The sequence below is a fragment of the Henriciella litoralis genome, assembly GCF_002088935.1.
GTDB lineage: Bacteria > Pseudomonadota > Alphaproteobacteria > Caulobacterales > Hyphomonadaceae > Henriciella > Henriciella litoralis.
Window position 1 is genome coordinate 504456 of record NZ_NCSS01000004.1, and the last position, 20609, is coordinate 525064.

General features: G+C 59.3%; 19 protein-coding genes. 3 read left to right on the top strand and 16 right to left on the bottom strand.

The genetic code is table 11. From position 1 onward, the window contains the following. Positions 1 to 11: 11 nt before the first annotated feature. From lspA to B8783_RS02460, 10 genes are all read right to left on the bottom strand, one after another. Positions 12 to 572, bottom strand: coding sequence for a signal peptidase II (gene lspA, locus B8783_RS02415; RefSeq protein WP_084418173.1), 561 nt, complete (start codon positions 570 to 572; stop codon positions 12 to 14). Further along, on the bottom strand, positions 569 to 3514 hold the full coding sequence (ileS, locus tag B8783_RS02420) for an isoleucine--tRNA ligase (RefSeq protein WP_084418174.1): 2946 nt from the start codon (positions 3512 to 3514) through the stop codon (positions 569 to 571). Before ileS ends, lspA begins: the two co-directional genes overlap by 4 nt. Positions 3515 to 3713: 199 nt before the next feature. Continuing rightward, entirely contained in the window at positions 3714 to 4187 is a 474-nt protein-coding gene (locus B8783_RS02425; RefSeq protein WP_084418175.1) for a YbjN domain-containing protein, read from the bottom strand. A gap of 110 nt (positions 4188 to 4297) precedes the next feature. After that, positions 4298 to 4759 (bottom strand): YbjN domain-containing protein, encoded by a 462-nt coding sequence (locus tag B8783_RS02430; RefSeq protein ID WP_084418176.1) that lies wholly within the window; start codon positions 4757 to 4759, stop codon positions 4298 to 4300. 63 nt (positions 4760 to 4822) lie between these two features. Continuing rightward, complete coding sequence (gene ribF / locus B8783_RS02435) at positions 4823 to 5746, bottom strand: riboflavin biosynthesis protein RibF (protein ID WP_084418177.1); 924 nt, start codon at positions 5744 to 5746, stop codon at positions 4823 to 4825. Further along, positions 5746 to 6177, bottom strand: coding sequence for a MaoC family dehydratase (locus tag B8783_RS02440; protein WP_084418178.1), 432 nt, complete (start codon positions 6175 to 6177; stop codon positions 5746 to 5748). The genes ribF and B8783_RS02440 overlap by 1 nt, the downstream gene beginning before the upstream one ends. Positions 6178 to 6232: 55 nt before the next feature. After that, complete coding sequence (locus B8783_RS02445; protein ID WP_084418179.1) at positions 6233 to 7087, bottom strand: TIGR01459 family HAD-type hydrolase; 855 nt, start codon at positions 7085 to 7087, stop codon at positions 6233 to 6235. Between the two features lie 67 nt (positions 7088 to 7154). Next, positions 7155 to 8387 (bottom strand): EAL domain-containing protein, encoded by a 1233-nt coding sequence (locus tag B8783_RS02450; RefSeq protein WP_084418180.1) that lies wholly within the window; start codon positions 8385 to 8387, stop codon positions 7155 to 7157. Between the two features lie 306 nt (positions 8388 to 8693). Next, complete coding sequence (locus tag B8783_RS02455; RefSeq protein WP_084418181.1) at positions 8694 to 9470, bottom strand: MBL fold metallo-hydrolase; 777 nt, start codon at positions 9468 to 9470, stop codon at positions 8694 to 8696. A gap of 6 nt (positions 9471 to 9476) precedes the next feature. After that, on the bottom strand, positions 9477 to 10331 hold the full coding sequence (locus B8783_RS02460; RefSeq protein ID WP_084418182.1) for a fumarylacetoacetate hydrolase family protein: 855 nt from the start codon (positions 10329 to 10331) through the stop codon (positions 9477 to 9479). Positions 10332 to 10447: 116 nt separating this feature from the next. On the opposite strand from B8783_RS02460, the gene B8783_RS02465 reads away from it, so the two are divergent. Then, entirely contained in the window at positions 10448 to 12109 is a 1662-nt protein-coding gene (locus B8783_RS02465; RefSeq protein ID WP_084418183.1) for a DUF262 domain-containing protein, read from the top strand. Between the two features lie 24 nt (positions 12110 to 12133). On the opposite strand, the gene B8783_RS02470 is transcribed toward B8783_RS02465, so the two are convergent. Beyond that, positions 12134 to 12748 (bottom strand): hypothetical protein, encoded by a 615-nt coding sequence (locus B8783_RS02470; protein ID WP_084418184.1) that lies wholly within the window; start codon positions 12746 to 12748, stop codon positions 12134 to 12136. 132 nt (positions 12749 to 12880) lie between these two features. On the opposite strand from B8783_RS02470, the gene pip reads away from it, so the two are divergent. Together pip and B8783_RS02480 are read left to right on the top strand one after the other, a co-directional pair. Then, entirely contained in the window at positions 12881 to 13837 is a 957-nt protein-coding gene (gene pip, locus B8783_RS02475; RefSeq protein WP_084418185.1) for a prolyl aminopeptidase, read from the top strand. 95 nt (positions 13838 to 13932) lie between these two features. Continuing rightward, on the top strand, positions 13933 to 14352 hold the full coding sequence (locus B8783_RS02480; RefSeq protein ID WP_139792217.1) for a hypothetical protein: 420 nt from the start codon (positions 13933 to 13935) through the stop codon (positions 14350 to 14352). A gap of 120 nt (positions 14353 to 14472) precedes the next feature. Here B8783_RS02480 and B8783_RS02485 read toward each other — a convergent pair whose 3' ends face one another. From B8783_RS02485 to mreC, 5 genes are all read right to left on the bottom strand, one after another. Further along, positions 14473 to 15888: a sodium-dependent transporter gene (locus tag B8783_RS02485; protein WP_084418187.1), complete on the bottom strand. Its 1416-nt coding sequence runs from the start codon at positions 15886 to 15888 to the stop codon at positions 14473 to 14475. Between the two features lie 81 nt (positions 15889 to 15969). After that, positions 15970 to 17142, bottom strand: a complete 1173-nt coding sequence (gene rodA, locus B8783_RS02490; protein WP_084418188.1) for a rod shape-determining protein RodA — start codon at positions 17140 to 17142, stop codon at positions 15970 to 15972. Continuing rightward, on the bottom strand, positions 17142 to 19061 hold the full coding sequence (gene mrdA / locus B8783_RS02495; RefSeq protein ID WP_233355645.1) for a penicillin-binding protein 2: 1920 nt from the start codon (positions 19059 to 19061) through the stop codon (positions 17142 to 17144). Before mrdA ends, rodA begins: the two co-directional genes overlap by 1 nt. Next, entirely contained in the window at positions 19061 to 19621 is a 561-nt protein-coding gene (locus tag B8783_RS02500; protein WP_084418190.1) for a hypothetical protein, read from the bottom strand. The genes mrdA and B8783_RS02500 overlap by 1 nt, the downstream gene beginning before the upstream one ends. A gap of 3 nt (positions 19622 to 19624) precedes the next feature. Then, positions 19625 to 20530 carry a rod shape-determining protein MreC gene (gene mreC, locus B8783_RS02505; RefSeq protein WP_084418191.1) on the bottom strand — a complete coding sequence of 302 codons (906 nt, stop codon included), beginning with the start codon at positions 20528 to 20530 and terminating at the stop codon, positions 19625 to 19627. Positions 20531 to 20609 lie beyond the last annotated feature (79 nt).

The window sequence follows — 20609 nt, forward strand, 5'->3', positions numbered from 1 at the left end:
TCGAATCCTGTTCAGCCCGTCTTATCTTCAACGGCGCCTGAGCGCGACATTAAAAACTGGTCGAGAAACAGCAAGACCGCTCCGACAGTAATCGCGGCGTCCGCAATATTGAAGACCCAGGGAAAACCGACCGGGAATTTGCCGATCATCGCGCCAAACCATGGGCCCGAGAAATCAAGAAAATCGACCACGGCGCCGAAGCGGACCCGGTCAATCAGGTTTCCAATCGCCCCGCCAATGACAAGGGCCAGCGACAGCGCCGTCAGCCAGCGCTGGGCCCGTAGCAGCCAGTAGCCAAAGCCGAGCGCGATGCATGTCGTCATCGCGACCAGGAACCAGCGCATGAAGCCATCTGACTGCAGCGTGCCGAAGCTGATGCCCCGGTTCCACAGCATAGAAAGGTCAAAGACGGACGATAGCTCGATCCGTCCGCAGCGGATCATCGGGTCGAGGCAGTTAAGGCCATTCAGGGATGGCGTCGACAGGATGATCCATTTTGAAATCTGGTCAGCGATGACCACACCTGCGATCAGCGCAAACCAGACCCAGCGCCGGGATACAGCGTCTGTCATGCTGCGCCCCTTATCTCACGCACAGCCGCAGCGTCGCGCGGCGTGATATCCGGGAAGGCCGGATCTGCCGTGGCCGGGTCAAAATACTTCCAGCTGCGCGCGCATTTGATCCAGCCATCAGGAACATGTGTTGGAATGACACCAATACCATCCACTTCCGGGTGAACGTAAGAACCTGCAGGCGCCGGGCTCATGATCAGATGTGCGTGTGAGGTGATGAAGATGTCCTTGGCCGATTCACCCTCGAATGCTCTCAGCGTGTCCTCATCTGCGATGTAAACTTCAACCGATGCTTCTAGGGAGGATCGAATTTTACCTTGTACCCTGAGCGGCTCAATTGCAGCATTGACCACGCGGCGGACCTTGAAGATTTTCTCCCAGCGGGCCGCCAGCGACGGGTCGAGCCAGCCTAGAGGCGTTTCAGGGAAGGTCAGCAGGTGCACGCTGTCGGCCTTGCCCGCGAAATGGCTCATCAGGAAAGCTTCTTCGGTCGTGAAGGGCATGATCGGCGCGAGCCAGGCCAGGAGACGCTCCAGCACGAGGCTCATCACCGTGCGCGTGGCGCGGCGGCGGATATCTGATGGCGCGTCGCAGTAGAGGCTGTCCTTGCGGATATCGAAATAGATCGCCGAGAGGTCCACGCCGCAGAAGTTCAGCATGGCGGACATGACGCGTTTGAAGTCGAAGGCCGCATAGGATTTACGCACGAGCGCATCGCTTTCGGCGAGACGGTGCAGGACCCATTTTTCGAGGCCCGGCATCTCGTCGCGCGGCACCGCTTCATCTTCGCTATAGCCGTCCAGCGCGCCGAGTAGATAGCGCAGCGTGTTGCGCAGGCGCCGATAGCTCTCAGCATTCGTCTTCAGGATATCGTCAGAGATGCGGAGGTCTTCTGTGAAGTCCGAGCTGGCCGTCCAGAGACGCAAGATTTCAATGCCGAACTGGTCAGCGACCTTTTGCGGCTCGACCGTGTTGCCGAGCGACTTCGACATTTTCTTGCCTTCGGAGTCCACGATGAAGCCGTGGGTGATGACGGTCTTGTAGGGCGCCCTACCGCGGGTCGCGCAATTCTCCAGCAGCGAGGACTGGAACCAGCCGCGATGCTGGTCGGAGCCTTCGAGATAGACATCGGCCTGGCCGGTCTTCTCGTTGATGATGCCACGGTCGCGCAGAGTGAAGGCGTGCGTCGTGCCGCTGTCGAACCAGACGTCGAGCACGTCGTTGACCTTTTCCCAGCCTGCCGGATCTGCGATCCCGTCGAGGAACTTCGCTGCATCAGCGGAGAACCAGGCTTCGACGCCCTCGGCGGCAATGGCATCAAGGATGCGTTTGTTGACTTCGAGCGCCTTGTCTTCCGGCAGAGCGACCGTGTGCGGCTCACCGTCCGGGCTGACCAGAAGCGTGATCGGCACGCCCCAATTGCGTTGGCGCGAGATGAGCCAGTCTGGCCGGTCGGCGACCATGGAGGTGATCCGGTTACGAAGCTGCGGCGGCACGAAAGCGGTGTCTTCCAGCGCGCTGAGCGCGAGATCGCGCAGCGGCGCGGTGCCGTCAGACGCCAGCTTGTCCATGGCGATGAACCATTGCGGCGTCGCCCGGCGGATCACCGGGGCCTTGGAGCGCCAGGAGTGCGCATCGCGGATCATCGTCACGCCGCGCGAGAGGAGGTTTCCGCTCTCGGTCAGCAGGCGCATGACTTCCGGGTTCGCCTTGCCCTGCTCGCCGCGCTTCTTGCCCGAGGTGCGGATGATATCGAGGCCTTTGAGCTCTTCCGGCAGGTCGTCATGCTCGTAGGCGCCGTCCTGATTGACGATGTCACGGATGTCGGATGCCTTGTAGCCATTGGCGATCCAGACGAGGAAGTCGTCCTCGCCATGGGCGGGCGCGGTGTGCACAAAGCCCGTACCCGCATCGTCGGTGACGTGGTCGCCGGCGAGCATTGGGATGTCGTGCTTGTAGAAGTCGGAGAGGTCGTTCAGCGGGTGGCTCAGCGTCCAGCCCTTTGGATCAATATCGGCGACCCGTTTGAAAGACGACACCTTCGCGCTGTCCATGACGCCCTGCGCGAGCGCATCTGCCAGCACGTATTTGTCACCGGGCGCAGCGAACGGTGCGAAGCCTAGTTCTTCCTCGCTCATCACGGTTTCGACTTCATAGAGGCCGTAATCGATCGATGGATTGAAGCTGACAGCCTGGTTGGCCGGGATCGTCCACGGCGTGGTCGTCCAGATGACAACCGAAAAGTCTTCGCCCTGCACCGGGAACTTCACCCAGATCACCGGTACCTTGCGGTCGTAATATTCCACTTCTGCTTCGGCGAGCGCGGTGCGCTCCACCGGGCTCCACATGATCGGCTTGGAGCCGCGTACGAGGCGGCCGGACATGGCGACGTTCAGGAATTCGCGCACGGTCGCAGCTTCGGACTCGAAGTTCATGGTGAGGTAGGGATTGTCCCATTCGCCCTCGACGCCACAGCGGCGGAAGCCTTGCTTTTGCACCTCGATCCACTTGGCGGCATAGGCGCGGCAGGCGGCACGAAACTCGTCGCCCGGCACATCATCCTTGCCGCGGCCCTTGGCGCGGAATTCTTCCTCCACCTTCCATTCGATCGGCAGGCCGTGGCAATCCCAGCCGGGGATGTAGGAGGCGTCATAGCCGAGCATCTGGTGGCCGCGCACGACAAGGTCCTTGAGGATCTTGTTCATCGCGGTGCCGAGATGGATCGGTCCGTTGGCGTAAGGCGGGCCATCATGCAGGATGAAGGGCTTGGCGCCGCGTGCCTTTGCGTCGGCCCGCATGCGCTCATAGAGCTTCATCTCATCCCAGCGCTCGATCCATTTCGGCTCAGCCTTGGGCAGGCCGCCTCTCATCGGAAACTCGGTTTTGGGCAGGAATAGCGTGTCGCGATAGTCGCTCGCGTTGGTCTTTGTATCGTCGGTCATCTTGGTCTGATCAGTCTCGAACTAGCTGTGGGCGTGAAATACGGAAAATAGCAAAACCCCGGCCTCGCACTGTCCGTCGCCATGACGTTCAGCGCGCTGCCGGGCGGCTAATTCGAATGAAGGTGTTGATACCCAGGTTCATTATCATGGGCCGAGGCACTAGCAGAGCCTCCCGCCAATGTCATCACGCGCGCAGTAACTAGCCTGCCCCCTCGACAAACATGTCGAGAACCTCTGGCACGATGGCGAGAAAATTGTCGCGATTGAAGACAATGTTTTCTTCGGTCATGCCGCCGTCGAGAATGACATAGCGGGAGATGCCAAGCGTCGTGCCGTTCATCAGCCAGACATTGACCGCCGCGCGCTGAACATTGCTCTGATTGACCTTTTGAAGCGTCACCGTGTCGTCGGCGGCATAGCGCGCCGAGAAATTAATCCCCTGGCACGAACCGGCTTCGCAGGCCGTGCCGGTCATGTAGTAATCGATATCCGAGGGCGTGCGTGCGTGAACAGAAATGTCGCCAAGTTCACCGAAGCCAATCACCTGATGACCCGCCTGAAGGGCGAGCGCTTCAAGATCATCTATGTTGACCGACCGGATAATATTGTCCGCCTGCGCCGTAGCAGTTGTGGCGAACATGGCCGCGCCGGCCAGGGCAAATGCGATTTTCATTTACATACCTGCAGGTTGCTGAACGCGCGATAGTAGCGCGAACGTCCAGCTTGTCACGCAGCCAAAGTGAGCGCCCTTCAGCGCTCGCGCGGGCGGGCTGAAGCAGGCTTCTATTCGTCGAACATAACGACGACCATCGGCACGATGGCGATGAAATTGTCGAAGTTGATCTGCAGGTTTTCTTCGCTCATGCCGCCGTCGAGAATGACATAGCGCGAAATGCCGTACGTGTTGTCGAGGCGCCAGACGCTGACGGCCGCATAGTTCAAATTCGCTTGATTGACCCGGTCCATGGTAACCAGATCGTTGGCCTCGAAACGTGCACTCATATTGACGCCGGCGCACTTGCCTTCATTGCAGGCGGTGCCGGTGAGATAGTAGACTGTCCCATCCTCGGTTTCGGCGCGCACGGAGATCGCCCCAGCTTCGCCATAGCCAAGAATTTCATGGCCCTGGCCTTCGGCAAACTCAGCGAGACTGTCCTCTGTCACATAAGTGATCTGATCATCGGACTGCGCAAATGCGGGCATTGCTAATGCCAGAGCAGCGACAGCGATTGATGTGAATTTCATATTAGCCCCCTATTAAGACGGCACATTCTGCAAAATTTCTGCAGAATGTCACCCCCAATACAATCAGCCCTCGCCGAGCAGCGCCCGGGCGGTTTCGCTGTCTTTCTTCATCTGCACGACCATCTCTTCAACGGATTTGAAATGGGCTTCCGGTCTTAGAAAATGGTACAGGGCCACTTCGATGAATTGGCCGTAAATGTCCTCATCGAAGTCGAAAATGAAGGTTTCCATCAACGGGTCCCTGAGGCCTGTTGTCGGCGTGCGCCCGAAATTCGCGACGCCGGCCAGCCAGTCCCCCTTCCGGTTGATCCGTGCGCGGACCGCATAGACGCCCTGGCGCGGATGGATGAGGTTTCCAAGATGGATATTGGCGGTCGGGAACCCGATCGTGCGGCCACGTTTCTCGCCGTGCTCGACCAGGCCATCGGCGACCCATTCATGGCCTAGCATGCTGGCGGCCTTTTGCGGCTCGCCCGCAATCAAGGCTTCGCGAATGGCCGTGGATGAGGCTTTCCCGACATCGAGGCTTTCAACCTTCTCAACGACGGTCACATCAAAGCCGAGCGAACGCCCGAGCGAAGAGAGACGGGACGCATCGCCCATCCGCCCGCGCCCAAAGCGGAAATCGAAGCCAACGGCGACATGTTTGACGCCCAGCCCTTCTGAAAGCACGCGGCGGCAGAATTCCTCGTCCGTCATGCTGGCCATCGCGCCATTGAAGGGCAGCTCGAACACAGCCTCGGCGCCGACTTCCTTCAGCCTAGCATTGCGCCGTTCTGGCCGATAGATGCGAAACGGTGGATCATTGGGACGGAAATAGGCGCGCGGTGGCGGCTCGAACGTGGCGATCCCCAACGGCGCGTCCATGCCGCGCGCCGCGTCGATAACGGCGCGGTGACCGGCGTGCACGCCGTCAAAATTGCCAAGCGCCACGGAAAAGCCGCGCGCGCTATCAGGCAGATCGCGATAGTCGGCGTAAACCGCCATTAATCCTCCCGCGGTGGCACCATCACCTTGGCTTCTCCAGAAACCACAGGCTTGCCATCAACCGAGCAGACGATCTTGAGCGTGGCGCGATTACCGCGTTCGATAAGCTCTATGATTTCGGCACGCGCCGTCACCGTATCGCCAATCAGGACGGGCCGACGAAAGCGCATTTCAAGATGGGTGAAGATGGCGCCCGGCCCCGGCAGATTGTTGCCAAGAATACCGGAGATATAGCTGGCCGTCAGCGCGCCATGCGCGATGCGCTGGCCGAATGCGGTTTCCTTTGCATACTCCTCATCCATATGGATCGGGTTGTAGTCACCTGACACTTTCGCGAAGAGAACGATGTCTTCCTCTGTGATGGTGTGATGCGTCTCGTGGGCCATGCCGACGCTCAGTTCTTCAAAACGATAGCCGTCCTTCGCGGTCATGTGCGGGTCTCCGAAGTTTCAATTATGTTTGTGTTACAATGCGAAGGTAGCGGCGTCACCACTTTAAGGCGGGCATCGCCCAATTGGCGCGTGTACCGTAGGAATCGAGCAACGCTTCCAGCTCGCCTGCGAAATTGTCACCATGCTCGGCGAGGCCGGTGCCAACGTACAGCGAATCGAAGCCTTGCGCGGCTGCGCCGACCATGTCTGTCGCCGGGCTATCACCGATGCAGAGCACCTTCTCGGGCGCGTCCCCGCGAAGCGCTTCGGCCTTCGCGATGGCGAGGCGGTAAATCGCGTCATGCGGTTTTCCGGGATAGATGACCTGGCCGCCCTCTTCCTCGTAAATCTGCGCCAGTGCGCCCGCGCACCAGACAAGCTTGTCGCCGATGCGGACCTTGATGTCGGGATTGGCACAGATCATTGGAATACCGCGGCGAGCCCCATCGCGCAGGGCGCTGCGATAATCTTCAGGATGGTCTTTTTCCTGATCTTCCAGGCCAACGCACAACATGGTTTCGGCTTGGTCTGGCTCAACGAAGTTCAGGCCAAGGCCCTGATAGAGAAACTGGTCGCGCTCCCAGCCACTATCGATCCCCATGCGCCAGATCTTCTCATGCTTGCGCCGGGAAAGTTCAGCGCGAGTGGCATCGCCGGACGACACGCAATCGTCAAAGCAGACAGCGGGCACACCAAGGGGTTCAAAATAGGAGATGACCTGACGTTTGGGGACAGGCGCATTGGTGATCAGGATGACGGGCTTGCCGGAGCCGCGAAACGCGGTCAGCGCATCGCAGGCCTCGTCGAAGGCGCTGCGTCCATTGTGGATCACGCCCCAGACGTCGCACAGGATGGTGTCGTATTGAGCCGCGACGTCGCGCAGCCCTGAAAGGAGCTTGGGTTTTGTCATGGCCGCTCAGTAGTCACAGCTTCCATAGCGGTCAACGACGTCATGATGTGCGGGAGGCCAGGTGCGCCTAGCCGAAAGCTGTCAGCCGGGCGACGAACTCGGCTGGTGGCGCAGTTTCCTGCATGAGGGACGATTTGATCGGCTTGGGCGCGCCGAAGATATTCCCCTGGCCGTAAGGAATGCCATATTCGAGCACTTCCACGACGCTGACTTCCTCTTCCACCTTCTCTGCGATGAGGGTCACCGCAAAGCGTGAGCAGACGGCGGACACTTCCTCGCCAGTGATCTTGCGCTGGACATTGGAAATCGGACGCGGTCCGGCCGGGTCCTTAAGCTGATCGATGAGGTCGCCGCCCTTCATTTTCACGAAGCGGACGCCGGCGGCCTGAAGGCGCTGCAGATCGAGGTGGAGGTCTGTGGCGTGATCGATGGAGAAGCGGAAGCCGAGCGCGGTCAGCTTTTCCATCGCATCACGCAGCTCACGCGAGCGGTTCTCGAAACGATCCGCCGGAATCTCAAAGATGAGCGCGCCGCAAAGGTCGCGGTTCTCATTCATGAATTCCAGGAAGTGCGGGAAGAATTGCGGGTCGGTCAGCGAGTTCGGCGAGATATTGCAGAAGACGCCAACGCGGCGGTCACGTTCGGACAGACGGCGCACGATCTGGACGCAGCGGAACAGAAGCATGTTGTCGATAACGCCCAGCAGACGGGCGCGGCGCGCCGCTTCCATGAAGTCTGCCGGAAGGATCAGAGAGCCATCTTCATTGCGAAGGCGCGTGAAGCCTTCATAAAAGGCCACACGGCGCTGTGGCAGAGAAACGATGGGCTGCAGGTGAAGATCAACGCGGCCATCCTGAAGCGCAGAGCGAACCGCGCGCAGCATACCATTTTCCTGCGGATCAACTTCGACCTCAGGGGCTTTTTCCGCGGCGAGACGGGATTCGAAGCTCTTGGCGAGACGGTCGATCAGACCTTCCAGCTGGCGCATCTCGCTGACGAGCGCGTCGCGGCGTTCGGTCAGTTCCTGCTTCAGGGAAATCTCGATCGCGCCGGCTCTGTCCTCGACAATATCCATCCGCTCACGCGTAGATTTCTGTGCAATTTCCAGATTTTCGAGCCGTTGATCGCTCTCTACCGACCCGATGACCTGCGAAAACAGAAGATGAAACTGCCCTAGAAGGGCTGTCGTGACGGCGCCGAGTGCGATCGAAATGGGGATGCTGAGACCGCCATAGGACACCAGTCCGAAGCCCAGTGCACCACCAAAAGCGATATAGAATAGAAAGAGTATGCCGGTCATGAGTCTTAGGAGGCCCCGTCGTCGCTTAACGTTAACAGATAGCGGTCAATTGTTAACGAATTGGTAGTTTAAGGACTGATTTGTCCAGAATGCCAATGCACCAAGATGCACCTCGTTCCGGCGTGGCAAACATGACACAGGTTTAATATAGATTGGCCAAGCCTGTTGATTGTCATTTGACTTTGATGCCTGACCAGCTGTTCATAGGGCAAGCCCAAATGCCTGAATGTCCGCGGCCTATTTGGCCGGACGGGGGCGTCTCGGGGGAGACCGGGGTCCTGCTGCAAAGCGGGACCCCGATGCTTTTCAGGGGCTTGTTTTAACCAAAAACAGCGCGTCCTTCATTGGCCAGGCCTGCGACAGGTCAAGATCCTTGCAGCCGATGCTGGTCTGGTTTTCGGCGCTTGTGTCAAACCGGCTTGGCGCAATCTCAGGGGCGCGGCAGGGCCGGATGACCAGCTCATGCCAGGTCTCGGCAATATCGCGGTAAATGACGCGATAGGTAACGCGGCCCGTCCCTTGCGAGATGCCGCGAACTTTCAGGTCGCCCGTATCAAAGACCAGAGTATCCCGATTGATCTCGGTCCCAACCGACAGAAGGGCTGCGTCAAACCCGCCGGCCGGGGCGCCGTCCTCAACAAAGGAGAGCGCATCTGAAATCTCATAAGCAGCATTCAGCCCATCAATCAGGCCTTGCGAGCCTTCCGGCCCGGTCACGGCAAGCACATCCGGCCGCCCGGCCCGCCAGCTGCGATTGCGCACCTCGTCGAGCCCTTCGACATCATCGGGCCTGAGGGACACAAGGAACACCGCATCCAGCAAGGCAAGGTCATCGCTGGTCAAATTATCCGCCGTTCCGGCCGGTGTGCCGAAAAGAAGCCGCTTGCCACCGGCAAGGACGAGCAGACAGATTGTGGACTCTTCATGGCTGCAGGGAATGAGCGCGAAATCAGCAGGCCTGACATCTGGTCGGGGGCTCGAGGCTGGCTCTGGCGCCGCAGGCAGCTGCGTTTCGCCGGGGCCCGCGCCATCACATGCAGCGAGAGCGAGGGCAAACAATCCGGCGAGGCAGGCAGGCTTCATCGCGGTCTAACCGATCCGCGTGTCACCGGGTTCAGCCACAACCCGATTTTCGAGCGTGCCGACACGGTCAATCTCGATGCGGACGCGGTCTCCGACCTTCAGCCACGCAGGCGGCGTTCGCCCTGCCCCGACGCCAGCCGGCGTCCCGGTAAAGATGACGTCGCCAGGCTCAAGCGTGAAGGCCGACGTCAAATGCGCGATCTGGTTTCCGATGGTGTGGATCATCTGGCCGAGCGTCGCCTCCTGGCGAAGGTCATCATTGACATAGGCGCGTATGCCGAGCCCGTCCAATTCGCCGACCTCGTCTGGCGTCACCAGATAGGGTCCGAAGGGGGCATGGGTATCGAAGCCCTTGCCCATGATCATGGTCGGGCTCGCTTTCTGCCAGTCACGTACCGAATAGTCACAGCCGCAGGCAAAACCGGCAATGATCTCCATGGCACGGTCTGGCGGGACGTGGCGCGCGCGTTTGCCGATGATGACAACCAGCTCTGCCTCATAGTCGAGCTGCGATGAGACTTTTGGCAGATGCACGTCAGCGCCGTGCGCATTTGTGGCCGTTGTCTGCTTGTTGAACCATTTTTGGACTTCGGGGGCATCGTTCGAGATGAAGCTGACGCTTTCAGCCACGTGCGCGGCATAGTTCAGACCGATGGCAAGAATTTTCCCCGGCCGAATGACCGGCGGCAGGTAACGAACATCTTCCAGTTTCACGCGGCGGCCGGACCGCGCCTTGTCTTCCGCGCCGGCCAGATCACCCAGCGTGCGGCTAAGGCAGCCTTCTTCAAGAAGACACGCCTGACCATCCTCAATCAGGGCGCTCCAGACCTGGCCATCCACTTCTACGTTTGCCCATTTCATACCGCTCAACCTGTTCTAGAAATATTTTTTGCTTCAAAGCGCATCAGGAGTATTAACTCACGCCTCAGACCGCTATCGATAAAGATTCACGTCTAGAGAGAATTTCGGGGAGTTCAATGGAGTCAGCGATCCGCGCGCGCGAATGCAGCCTGTCGGACATTTTGGCGCCGGGCACCGAATTGCGCATGCCTCCCTATCAACGCAGCTATGCCTGGGAGACAGGCGAAGTCCGTGATCTGCTGGGCGACCTTCAATTGGCCGCGCGGGGCAAGAAGGTCCATTTCATCGGCGCCGTGGTGCTGGTCAAAATGGCAGACGGGACCTTCCTGGTTGTCGATGGCCAGCAGCGCCTGACAACCCTGTCGATGATCATCGCCGTCCTGCGGGACATGGAAACCGATCCCAGATTGCAGGCGCTCGGCCACGCCATGCTGGGCGATCCAGACCGCGCTTTCCTTGGGAAATCGGACGCGTGGCGGCTGACCCTGAACCATATCGACAACCCCTATTTCCGCGAAGCTATCCAGACAGAAGGCGCCACGCTGCGCCGTGATATCGAGACCGATGAGAGCTCCAACCACAACCGGATGGAGTCCAATCTTCGCTTTATCGAGAAATATCTGAAATCCTTCTCGGTGGAGGAACGCCGCAGCCTGTTCGAGACGATCCGCGAGCGCGTGGTGCTCGTGCGCGTCAGCGTGCCGGACTGGGATGGCGGGTATGATGTGTTTCGCGTGCTCAATACGCGCGGCAAGGCGCCCAACAGCCACGATATCGTGAAGACTGAAATCCTGCAGAAAGCTGATTTCGACGAGGAAGAGGCCAGCGTCTATTCCCGCGCCTGGCTGGACCATGAATCGACGCTCGGCGGAAACGGGCTGGATGAATTGTTGAACTATATTCGCCAGATCCATTCGCGGAGCGCCCGCGGCAAGGTCTCAAGCGAGTTTGCCAAATCCGTGCTGTCGACGGTCGATGCGAAGACCTTTCTCGACGAGGTGATGCCGCGCTACGTCGAAGCCTATCGCATCATCCTGCGCGGTGATCCCGACTTCGGCGCGCATACAGACCAGGTCCGCACGCCGCTGAACCATCTGAGGCTGCTGGACCACCAGCTCTGGAAAGTCCCTGCCCTCGCCTACCTCTATCATCACCCAGATGACGGAGAAGGCGCAGCGAAATTCTTCCAGCTATTGGAGCGGTTTGGCTATTGCATGATGCTGCATGCCACGAGCAGTAGCGCGCGTCAGAAAATGTATTCACGCCTGACCAAGGCCATCCTCGACAAGAAACCGCTCTATGGCCGCGGCGGTCCGTTCTATTTTTCACGCGAAGATCAGAAAAAGATCCGCGACCGCATGGTTGGGCGCTTTGGCAATTTTGCGCAAAGACGCGCCATATGCCTTCGCCTGAATGCAGCTCTGGAAGGCGGAGAGACGGTGCGCCCGGAGGACGACGCTACGGTGGAGCACGTTCTGCCAAAGGCGGTGCCGGAAGACTCCTTCTGGAATACCACGTGGCCGGCAGGTTCAGTCCAGAGGGACCTGTCGGAGACGCTCGGCAACTTCGTGATCGTGCCGCAGCACGTCAATCACGCCGCCGACCGCAAGGATTTCCGCCAGAAAAAGAAACTCTTCTTCGCAGACGGTGTCCGTGTGTTTTCGCTGACCGAGGATTTGCGCCATCGCAATACCTGGACACCTGAAGACGTGCGCAATCGCACGGAGGAATTGGTGACCATTCTTATGGATGCGTGGTTTGCTGACTTGGCCCCGTAGGCCTTGTCGTAGCTAGCTAGACGCCTAGCTGGTCAGCGCGCTATTAGCGCTTTCATCTGCGTAAACGTCGGCCATCGTGTCAGCTGACTTTCGGGCCGTATCTATCGCCGCCGCAAAGTCTTTCAGCGCCGCATCAGCCAGCGCTGCACCGGATTTGTTATCCGCCTCTACGCGCCCCGTTGCTTCGGCAAAGCTGCGATAGGATTTCTGCGCCGTGACCAGCGCGCCCTCAAAGCTCATCAGATCGGCCCGATCAACAATCCCAGTGGCCAGCACATCGTCAGCCACAGCCTGCAAGGCCGACAGCTCTTGAGTGGCGCGGCGCGCATCGCTGGCAATCGTCTGATAAACGGCCTGCGCTTTGGCGTCCTTGGTCACGCGCTCTGAATAGGAAACAGGTGTGGGTTCGGAGTTGTCGGACTTGCTGCCGAACAGCATCGAGGCGATCCCGGCCAGGCCGCGTGACTCGCCAACCCAGCCTTCTGTCTCTGCCAGGGTCTCAAATTCCGCAGCTGTCTTGCGCATTTCAGATTGTTCGGCCGTTGCGGTTGTTTCCACAATTGCCTGCTCTGACACCATGGACACAGTCGCACAGCCAGATAGCATCAGAAGCGCCAAACAGCAGAAAATTTTTGTCATCGTTTAATTTCGACCCGCCTCGGTCTCATTCGTTAACAGTTGCGACAATTGCAGATTGGAAATTTTGCGTCCAGTCCCTTATGCCACAATCACTTGAACTAAATCTGAACATGCCTCCCGCAAGGTCACCCTATGTTGAAACTTTATCCACCCATTGATGCACGGCGCTCAGGCCGACTGCGCGTTTCCGATCTTCATGAGATCTATTGGGAAGAATCAGGCAACCCGGACGGCCTTCCCGTCATCGCCGTCCATGGTGGCCCCGGCGGCGGATCGAGCCCCGAAATGCGCCGCTTCTTCGATCCGGAACTCTACAGGATCATTCTGTTCGATCAGCGCGGCTGCGGACGCTCAACCCCGCATTCAGAGCTTGAGGGCAATGACACCTGGGCCCTCGTCGATGACATGGAAAAAATTCGCGAGATGCTGGGCATCGACAAATGGGTCGTCTTTGGCGGCTCGTGGGGCTCGACGCTAGCCCTGTCCTATGCGGTGACCCATACCGAACATGTGCACGGACTGATCCTGCGCGGCATCTTCCTCATTACGGAAGCCGAAATTCAGTGGTTCTATCAAGATGGTGCCAGCCGCATTTTCCCGGACGCTTATGACCGCTATGTCGAACCGATCCCGGAAGAGGAGCGCGGTGACCTGCTTCACGCCTTCCACAAGCGCCTCGTCGGCGACGACCGCAAGGCCCGCAAGGCGGCGGCCAAGGCCTGGGCCTGCTGGGAAGGCGAGACGATCTCCATCAAGGGTCCGTCCTCGCGGCCTGCGAAGTTCGAGGAAAACGAATTTGCCGACGCCTTTGCGCGGATCGAGTGCCACTACTTCGTCAATAAGGGCTTTTTCCCCGAAGATGGCTGGCTACTGAAACAGGCCGCCGAGAAGCTTCAGGGCATGCCCGGCATTATCGTGCACGGCCGCTATGATGTCGTGACGCCGATCGGGACGGCCTGGGCGCTGACCAAGGCATGGCCGGATGCGAAATTGCACATTGTGCCGGATGCTGGTCACTCCAGTCTCGACAATGGCATTATCGACCAGCTCATCAGCGCGACGCGGACCTTTGCCAAGAAATTTGGCTAATTTCGCTTCAATTCTTAATCATGCGCTAAGTCAGCGGGCGTATAAACCCTCCTAATTGAGATATGTAATAGTATATCAAAATTAGAGGGATTTAGATGAAACTCGTCGTAGGTTTAGGACTTGCAGTGATGACCTCTCTTGGCGCGCAGGCTTCTCCCTGCACCAAGACCCACTTCACCTCTGCCAATGGCGACATCTATCTGGAAGCCGAGACCGCGCTCATTCAAGGCGATGACCCTCAAAGGGTTCTTGATCTGACAGAAGACCTCTGGGGCTCTGATCTTAATTGCTTTGAGCGTGACACAGTGCGCAGATTGCGCGCGGCAACCTTTGTCGAACTGCAAGATTATAAAAGCGCCATCAACCTGTTGAAGCCGCTCGCTCTGGATGAAAGCCTGCCTGATCAACAGCGGGCCGAGACCGCCAATAATCTCGTCGAGCTATATAACCAGCTTGGCCACCCGGAAGACGCAGCACCCTACGCCGAGCTCAGAGACCGGCTGCGGGCCGACTAACGCTGTCCTGACGGCCCAGACTGGGCAGTCAATCGAAGCCGCATCGCTTCGCTGACTTTCACTAGATATGAAAAAGGCGCCGCATCGGGCGCCTTTTGTCTTTGGGTAATGATGCTCGGCCTATTCGGCCGGCAGCTCATTGTTCGGGCCAAGGAAGCTCGTCATGAAGCCGGGCAGCTGAACATTGTATTGTTGCTGGATCTTGTCGAAGAAGCCGAAGATTAGAATGAAGGCGAGGAAGGCTGGCACAGGCCAGCGCAGCAGGAAACGCCAGACATTCATGATCGTGCCTTCGCCAATCTCGGTCGCCATCATGTCACGTGACAGGATCCAGCCGGCAAAGATCACGGCCAGAAGCCCGCCAAGCGGCAAGAGGATGTTGCCGGTCACGAAGTCCATGAAGTCCAGATAGTCAGGGCCAAACACATAAGCAGAGCCAACCAGGAACAGGATCACCCCGATACCGATTGAAGCGCCGAAACGCGTCACGCCCTGACGTTCCTCCAGCCACGAGACGGACACTTCCATCAGCGAGATCGAGGATGTGAAGGCGGCGAAGAGCGCAAGGCCGAAGAATACGACCGCCATGATCGCGCCGCCCGGAATAGATCCGAAGGCAACCGGCATGGACACGAAGAAGAGGCTCGGGCCACCGGCAGGGTCGAGACCGGCCGCAAAGACGATCGGGAAGATGGCAAAGCCTGCGATCAGAGCGACCAACGTATCGGATCCAGCCACAATCCCGGAAGATTGCGGAATATTCGTGTCACGGGAAAGATACGCCCCGTACGTAATCATCAGGCCAACGCCGATACCAATCGAGAAGAAGGCTTGGCCAATCGCTTCCAGGAAGGTGTTGAAACCGACGTCTTCCCATTTCGGCGTTAGAAGAAACTTGGCTGCGGCACCAGCGTCGCCATTGGCGAGCGCAAAGCCAACGACGACGACCAGCATAATAAAGAAGGCCGGCATCAGCACGGTTGCGGCTCGTTCAATGCCGCCCTTTACGCCGCGCCCAACGATCCAGACATTCGCAGCAAGGAAGAGCGCCAGCAGGAACAGGATGTACCATTTCGACGTCATGGGATGCATACCAACGCCAATAACGTCATTGAAGTTCTGGCCGGACGCCGCCGCATCCATGCCGGTGAACTTGCCTTGCACGGCCTGCAGCGTGAAAGCTATCAGCCAAGAGGAAATAACGACATAGAAGCTGAGGATGAAGGTCGCAGTGAGCGTGCCGACCCAGCCGACGATGCCCCAGTTAAGCGATCGATTTTCGGCGCGGGCGAGCGACTGAACGCCTTCGATGGCCGACATGCCAGACTTACGGCCCATCGCATATTCCGCCATCAGCAACGGCAGACCGATAAAGGCAACGCAGGCCAGATAGATCAGAATGAAGGCGCCGCCGCCATTCTCGCCAGCTGTATAGGGAAAGCGCCAGAAATTGCCGAGTCCGACCGACGATCCAACAGCGGCCATGATGAAGCCGAATTTGGACCCCCAGGTTTCCGTCTTGCGACCAATTTCCATACTACGTTCCCTCCAGAAATAGATTTGCGCGGAACACTATATAGAGCAGCACAAAGGTCAACGCTCCGTCGGTATAAGGGGTCAAATTACCCCTTGGGCCGACATTCGCTCATCGCGTCCGAGATGCACTGATAGCAGGATTCCGAAACATGCCATCGTGGTGAACATCACCGTGCCACCATAGGAGATCAGCGGCAACGGCACACCGACCACGGGGACAAGGCCAAGGACCATCGCAACATTGAAAAGGATAAAGAAGGCGACCGTGGCAACACACCCAACGGCCGCGAAGCGTCCAAAGAGGCTTGCTGAGCGTCCGGCAATATAGAGGCCCCAGGCGAGGATGATGGCCCAGAGAAGCAACAGGCCCGTCGCGCCAAGGAACCCGAATTCCTCAGCAATAACAGTGAGGATAAAGTCGGTTTGCTGCTCGGGAATATAATCGAGCTGGGCCTGAATGCCCTCCATGAAGCCCCGGCCCTGCCAGCCGCCGGAGCCGATGGCAATCTTTGCCTGCTCGATCTGATAGCCATCATCGAGCGCATTGACGCTTTGCCCCGTCAATTGCGCGAGGAAAGTGTTTACCCGTTCCTGCTGATACGGCTCGAGCACGAATGTGTAGACCGGCCAGAGACTGGCAACACCAGCGACGAAGACGGCGATGATGATCCGGTAGTAAAGCCCCGCCAGAAAAATCAGAACGCCGCCGGACGCAAATAGCGCAAGCGTTGTCCCGAGGTCTGGCTGTTTGAAGATGAGCGCCGCCGGAACGAGGATCATAAGAAGTGGCGGCAGGTGGATCAGGACCCGGCTCGACTGAAAGTTCAGATGGTAGTGATAATACCGGGCCAGCGCCAAAGTGAGCGCAAGCTTCATGAACTCCGATGGCTGGACCGCAATTGGCCCCAGCGGCAGCCAGCGCTGGGAACCACCGCGGGTAATGCCGAACAATTCCACGCCGATCAGCATGGCAAGCGTCACGAAATAGGCAGGCCATGACGCTTTCAGCCAGACCCCGATAGGCACCAGCGCGATGATGAACATGATGACGATCGCAGCGCAGAAGCGGATCGCATGGCGCGCCGGAAGCGCTGCCTCTGACGGGTTTGTGAAGGTGGCGCTATAAAGCGCGGCGGTGCCGATGCAGGCAACGCTGACCAGCATGAGGATTAGCCCCCATGGCAGTTCGCCCAGTGTGCTGGCGAATGTGCGGTCCTCGAACCGGATGGCAGATGCGCGCGCAGCGCGTGCCATCAGGGAGTTCCTCCGCCGCTGGTCGTGGCCGTCGGCACCGACGCGGTCTGTTGCCACTTCGCGGCGCGCCGGGAATCGCGGCGGATCGCGGTCGCAAGGATATCGCGCGCGAAAGGCGCGGCTGCGCCTGAGCCACTTTCGCCGTGCTCGACGACAACGGCGACCGCGTACTTCGGATTATCAGCCGGGGCATATGCAACGAACAGGGCATGGTCGCGAAGCTTACGGGCAATTTCCTCGCCTTTGAGAATCCCGGAGCGGCGCTCAGCCTCTGAAATCCGTCGGACCTGAGCTGTCCCCGACTTGCCGGCCATGCGCGGGCCACCCAGTCCGAGATCGCCAGACCGCCATGCGGTGCCGCCGGCTTCGGAGGTCACGCCATACATCCCGGCCATCATGCGGTCCATCATCTCTTCGTCGAGCTTTGCCTCGTACGGGATCGGCTTATCGGGTCTTGGGCCCTGGCCGATGATGTAAGGCTCGATGATACGTCCGCGCCCTGCAATGCGCGCGGTCATCAAGGCAAGCTGCAGCGGGCTGGTTGATAGATAGCCCTGGCCGATACCGTAGTTCAGCGTTTCGCCTTCATACCAGGGCTCGCCAAGCGCGCGGCGCTTCCAGGCATCATCGGGAACCGTGCCCCCGCGGCCGCCCGTCAGACCCAGATCCCAGACCTGGCCGAAGCCAAATTTGCGAGAGACCTCAGCGATCTTTTCGACGCCGACGCGGCGCGCAATGTCATAGAAGTAAACGTCGCAACTGCCCTTGATCGCCCAATGCATATCGACAGAGCCATGGCCTCCCGGCTTCCAGCAGTGCCAGGTACGATTGCCGAAGCGGTAATAGCGGTTGCAATGGATGCGCTGGTTGGGGTCGATCCCCGCCTCAAGCGCCGCAGTCGCAACGACCATCTTGAAGGTTGAACCCGGCGGATAGGTGCCATCATAGGCCTTGTGATAGAGCGGGGAACGGTCATTCTCCCGCAGGGCGTTGTAGTCCGCATAGGAGATGCCGTTGACGAAGTCATTCGGGTCAAAGGCCGGCGTGGACACAAAGGCCAGGATCTCGCCAGACTCGATATCCAGCACAACTGCCGCGCCGCTCTCATCGCCGAAGCGATCAATCGCCGCGCGCTGTAGTTCAGCATCAACCGTCAGGCCGATATCCTTGCCCGGTGTGGGCGACAGGTCTTCGCTTTCAAGCTCGCGGATGACACGGCCGGCCGCGTTCGTCTCAAGCCGGCGGAACCCCGGCTCGCCGCGTAGCCAGCGCTCGGCGGACCGCTCAATGCCTGATCGGCCTGTGCGCATGTCCGGGTGTTTGAACAACCGCGAAAGAAGGGCCCCCTCTTCGGGCGACACATTCTCTGTCAGACGGGCAAGATCATCGCCGCTGGCCTTGGCGACATAGCCAAGCACGTGCGCAAAGTCGCGGCCGCGCGGATAGGAGCGTGTGGCGGCCATGTCGGCGCGCACGCCCGGAATGTCCGCGGCGAGCAAAGACATGCGCGCAAACTCTTCATAGGTGAGCTCGCTCTTTACAATCGTCGACTGGAACGAAGCCTGCTGGCGCGCCTGTTGTTTCACACGCTCACGCTGCTGGGGTGGCAGGTCGATATGTTTGGCAAGCTCGGCGAGCGTCGCGTCCATGTCGCGGGCTTGCTCGCGGATGATCGAAATGCGTCCCGCCTGACGATGCGAGGCGAGCGGCACACCAAAACGGTCGGTGATGGCCCCGCGCATCGGCGGCGCGAGATCAAGCTTCACGCCGTTCTCGTTCGCGATTTCCTTGTAGCGCTCGCCTTCGAAGAGCTGCAGCTGAACGAGGCGCGCAATAAGGCCGGAGAACATGAGTCCGCCCGCTGCGCCCGCGACGATTGTGCGGCGGTTCAGGCGTGTTTCAAAATCAAGTTGTGACATCAAGACATGCTCCCGGCCAGCGAACCCACGCGGCGGCCCAGATCAAAAATGGGTGCGGTCAGGATATGCAAAATATAGGTAACCACAAAGACATTCATCAGTGGCGAAACCTGGATCAGGTGATTGCCGCTGAAACTTGCAAACAACCAGACGAGCAAGAAGCCCGCCGCATAAAGCACAATGGGGGCGAGCGTTGTAATGAGCGGCGCACGGTCCCGGTCAAACGCGCGTGCAATCATCGAACTGGCCCCGAAAGTCGCGAGGTTGATGAACCCGAAGCAGCCCAGAGGCGCATAAGCGCTGACATCCTGCGCAAACCCGAAAAGGACCAGGACAGCCATCGGCCGAAAACCAAGGCCGCTGCGTCCCCAGCCAACAGCCGCAACGAGCGACGCATAGGGCCAGACAAGCTCTGTTCCGAACAGGGTTTTTGGCGTCAGTCCGACAAGACCGATCAGGGCGACAAGGCCCGTCCCGATGAGGAAACGGCTCGTCGGTCCGGTCTCGCCCCAGATGCGAGCGACACCGGAAAGTCGACTGTTTCGCCTACGCGTCGCCATGGATCAAAGCGCCCCCGGATCTGCCGCGGCAGCCTCACCCTCTTCGGCGGCGCCTGTTTCGCCCTCTTCTTCGGCGTCGACAGCCTCAATCTCAGTCGGGAGTTCTTCAGGCGTCGGGATTTTCATGCTGGGCATCAATCGCACGAACCCGCCTCGTCCACGCGTCATGCCAAAAGCCACGCGCAGGTCACCGCTGCGCTCAACGACCTCGCCAACAACAATCCCGCGCGGAAATATGCCGCCCTCGCCAGAGGTCAGCACGCGCTCACCGAGAATGAAGCTGCCGCGTTCAGGCAGATCCGTCAGCGTACCAAGATCATCTCGGTCCCCGAACAGGATCGCCCGCATGCCGCTCGCTTCGCCCATCACCGGCACACGCGAGTTGAAATCAGTAACCAGAAGCACGCGCGCAGATCGTTCGCCGAGCTGGACGACACGTCCAACAAGACCGCCTTCATTTTCAGCATAAGCGCCATCTTCAACGCCTTGTAGACTGCCGGCATTGACGAGAATGGCTTCGCGGAACGGTCCGTTGGTTTCTGTCGTGATACGGGCAGTGACGCCGCGAACTGGCGGCTCACCCATTATGTTCAGCATGTCTTCATAGGCTTCGAGGCGGGCGGCCATGGAAATCGCGACAGAGCGATAGCGTGTCAGCTCGCGCACTTCGGATTCCAATTCGCGGATGCGCTCATCGCGGGCGGCCTTGCCGGTGATCTGCGCCCAAAGCCCGGGGCGCGCAGAACTCGCCAGCTGATCGGCGGCCACTGTGCGCGCCGGGTCAATCATCGCGCGCAGGCGGGGAGAGGTTTGCAGGAGAAGAATCGCAAAAAGCCCTGCCAAGCTAATGAACAGGGCGTAGCGCCTCACTGGGCGGCCTTTTAAACGCTTTCCAAGCATACGGGCCATGGACGTCCCTTCCGGCCTCCGACCACACTTCTAATCGTGAAGCGAACCGCGCCCGGGCGCAATACCGACTTCAGCAGAA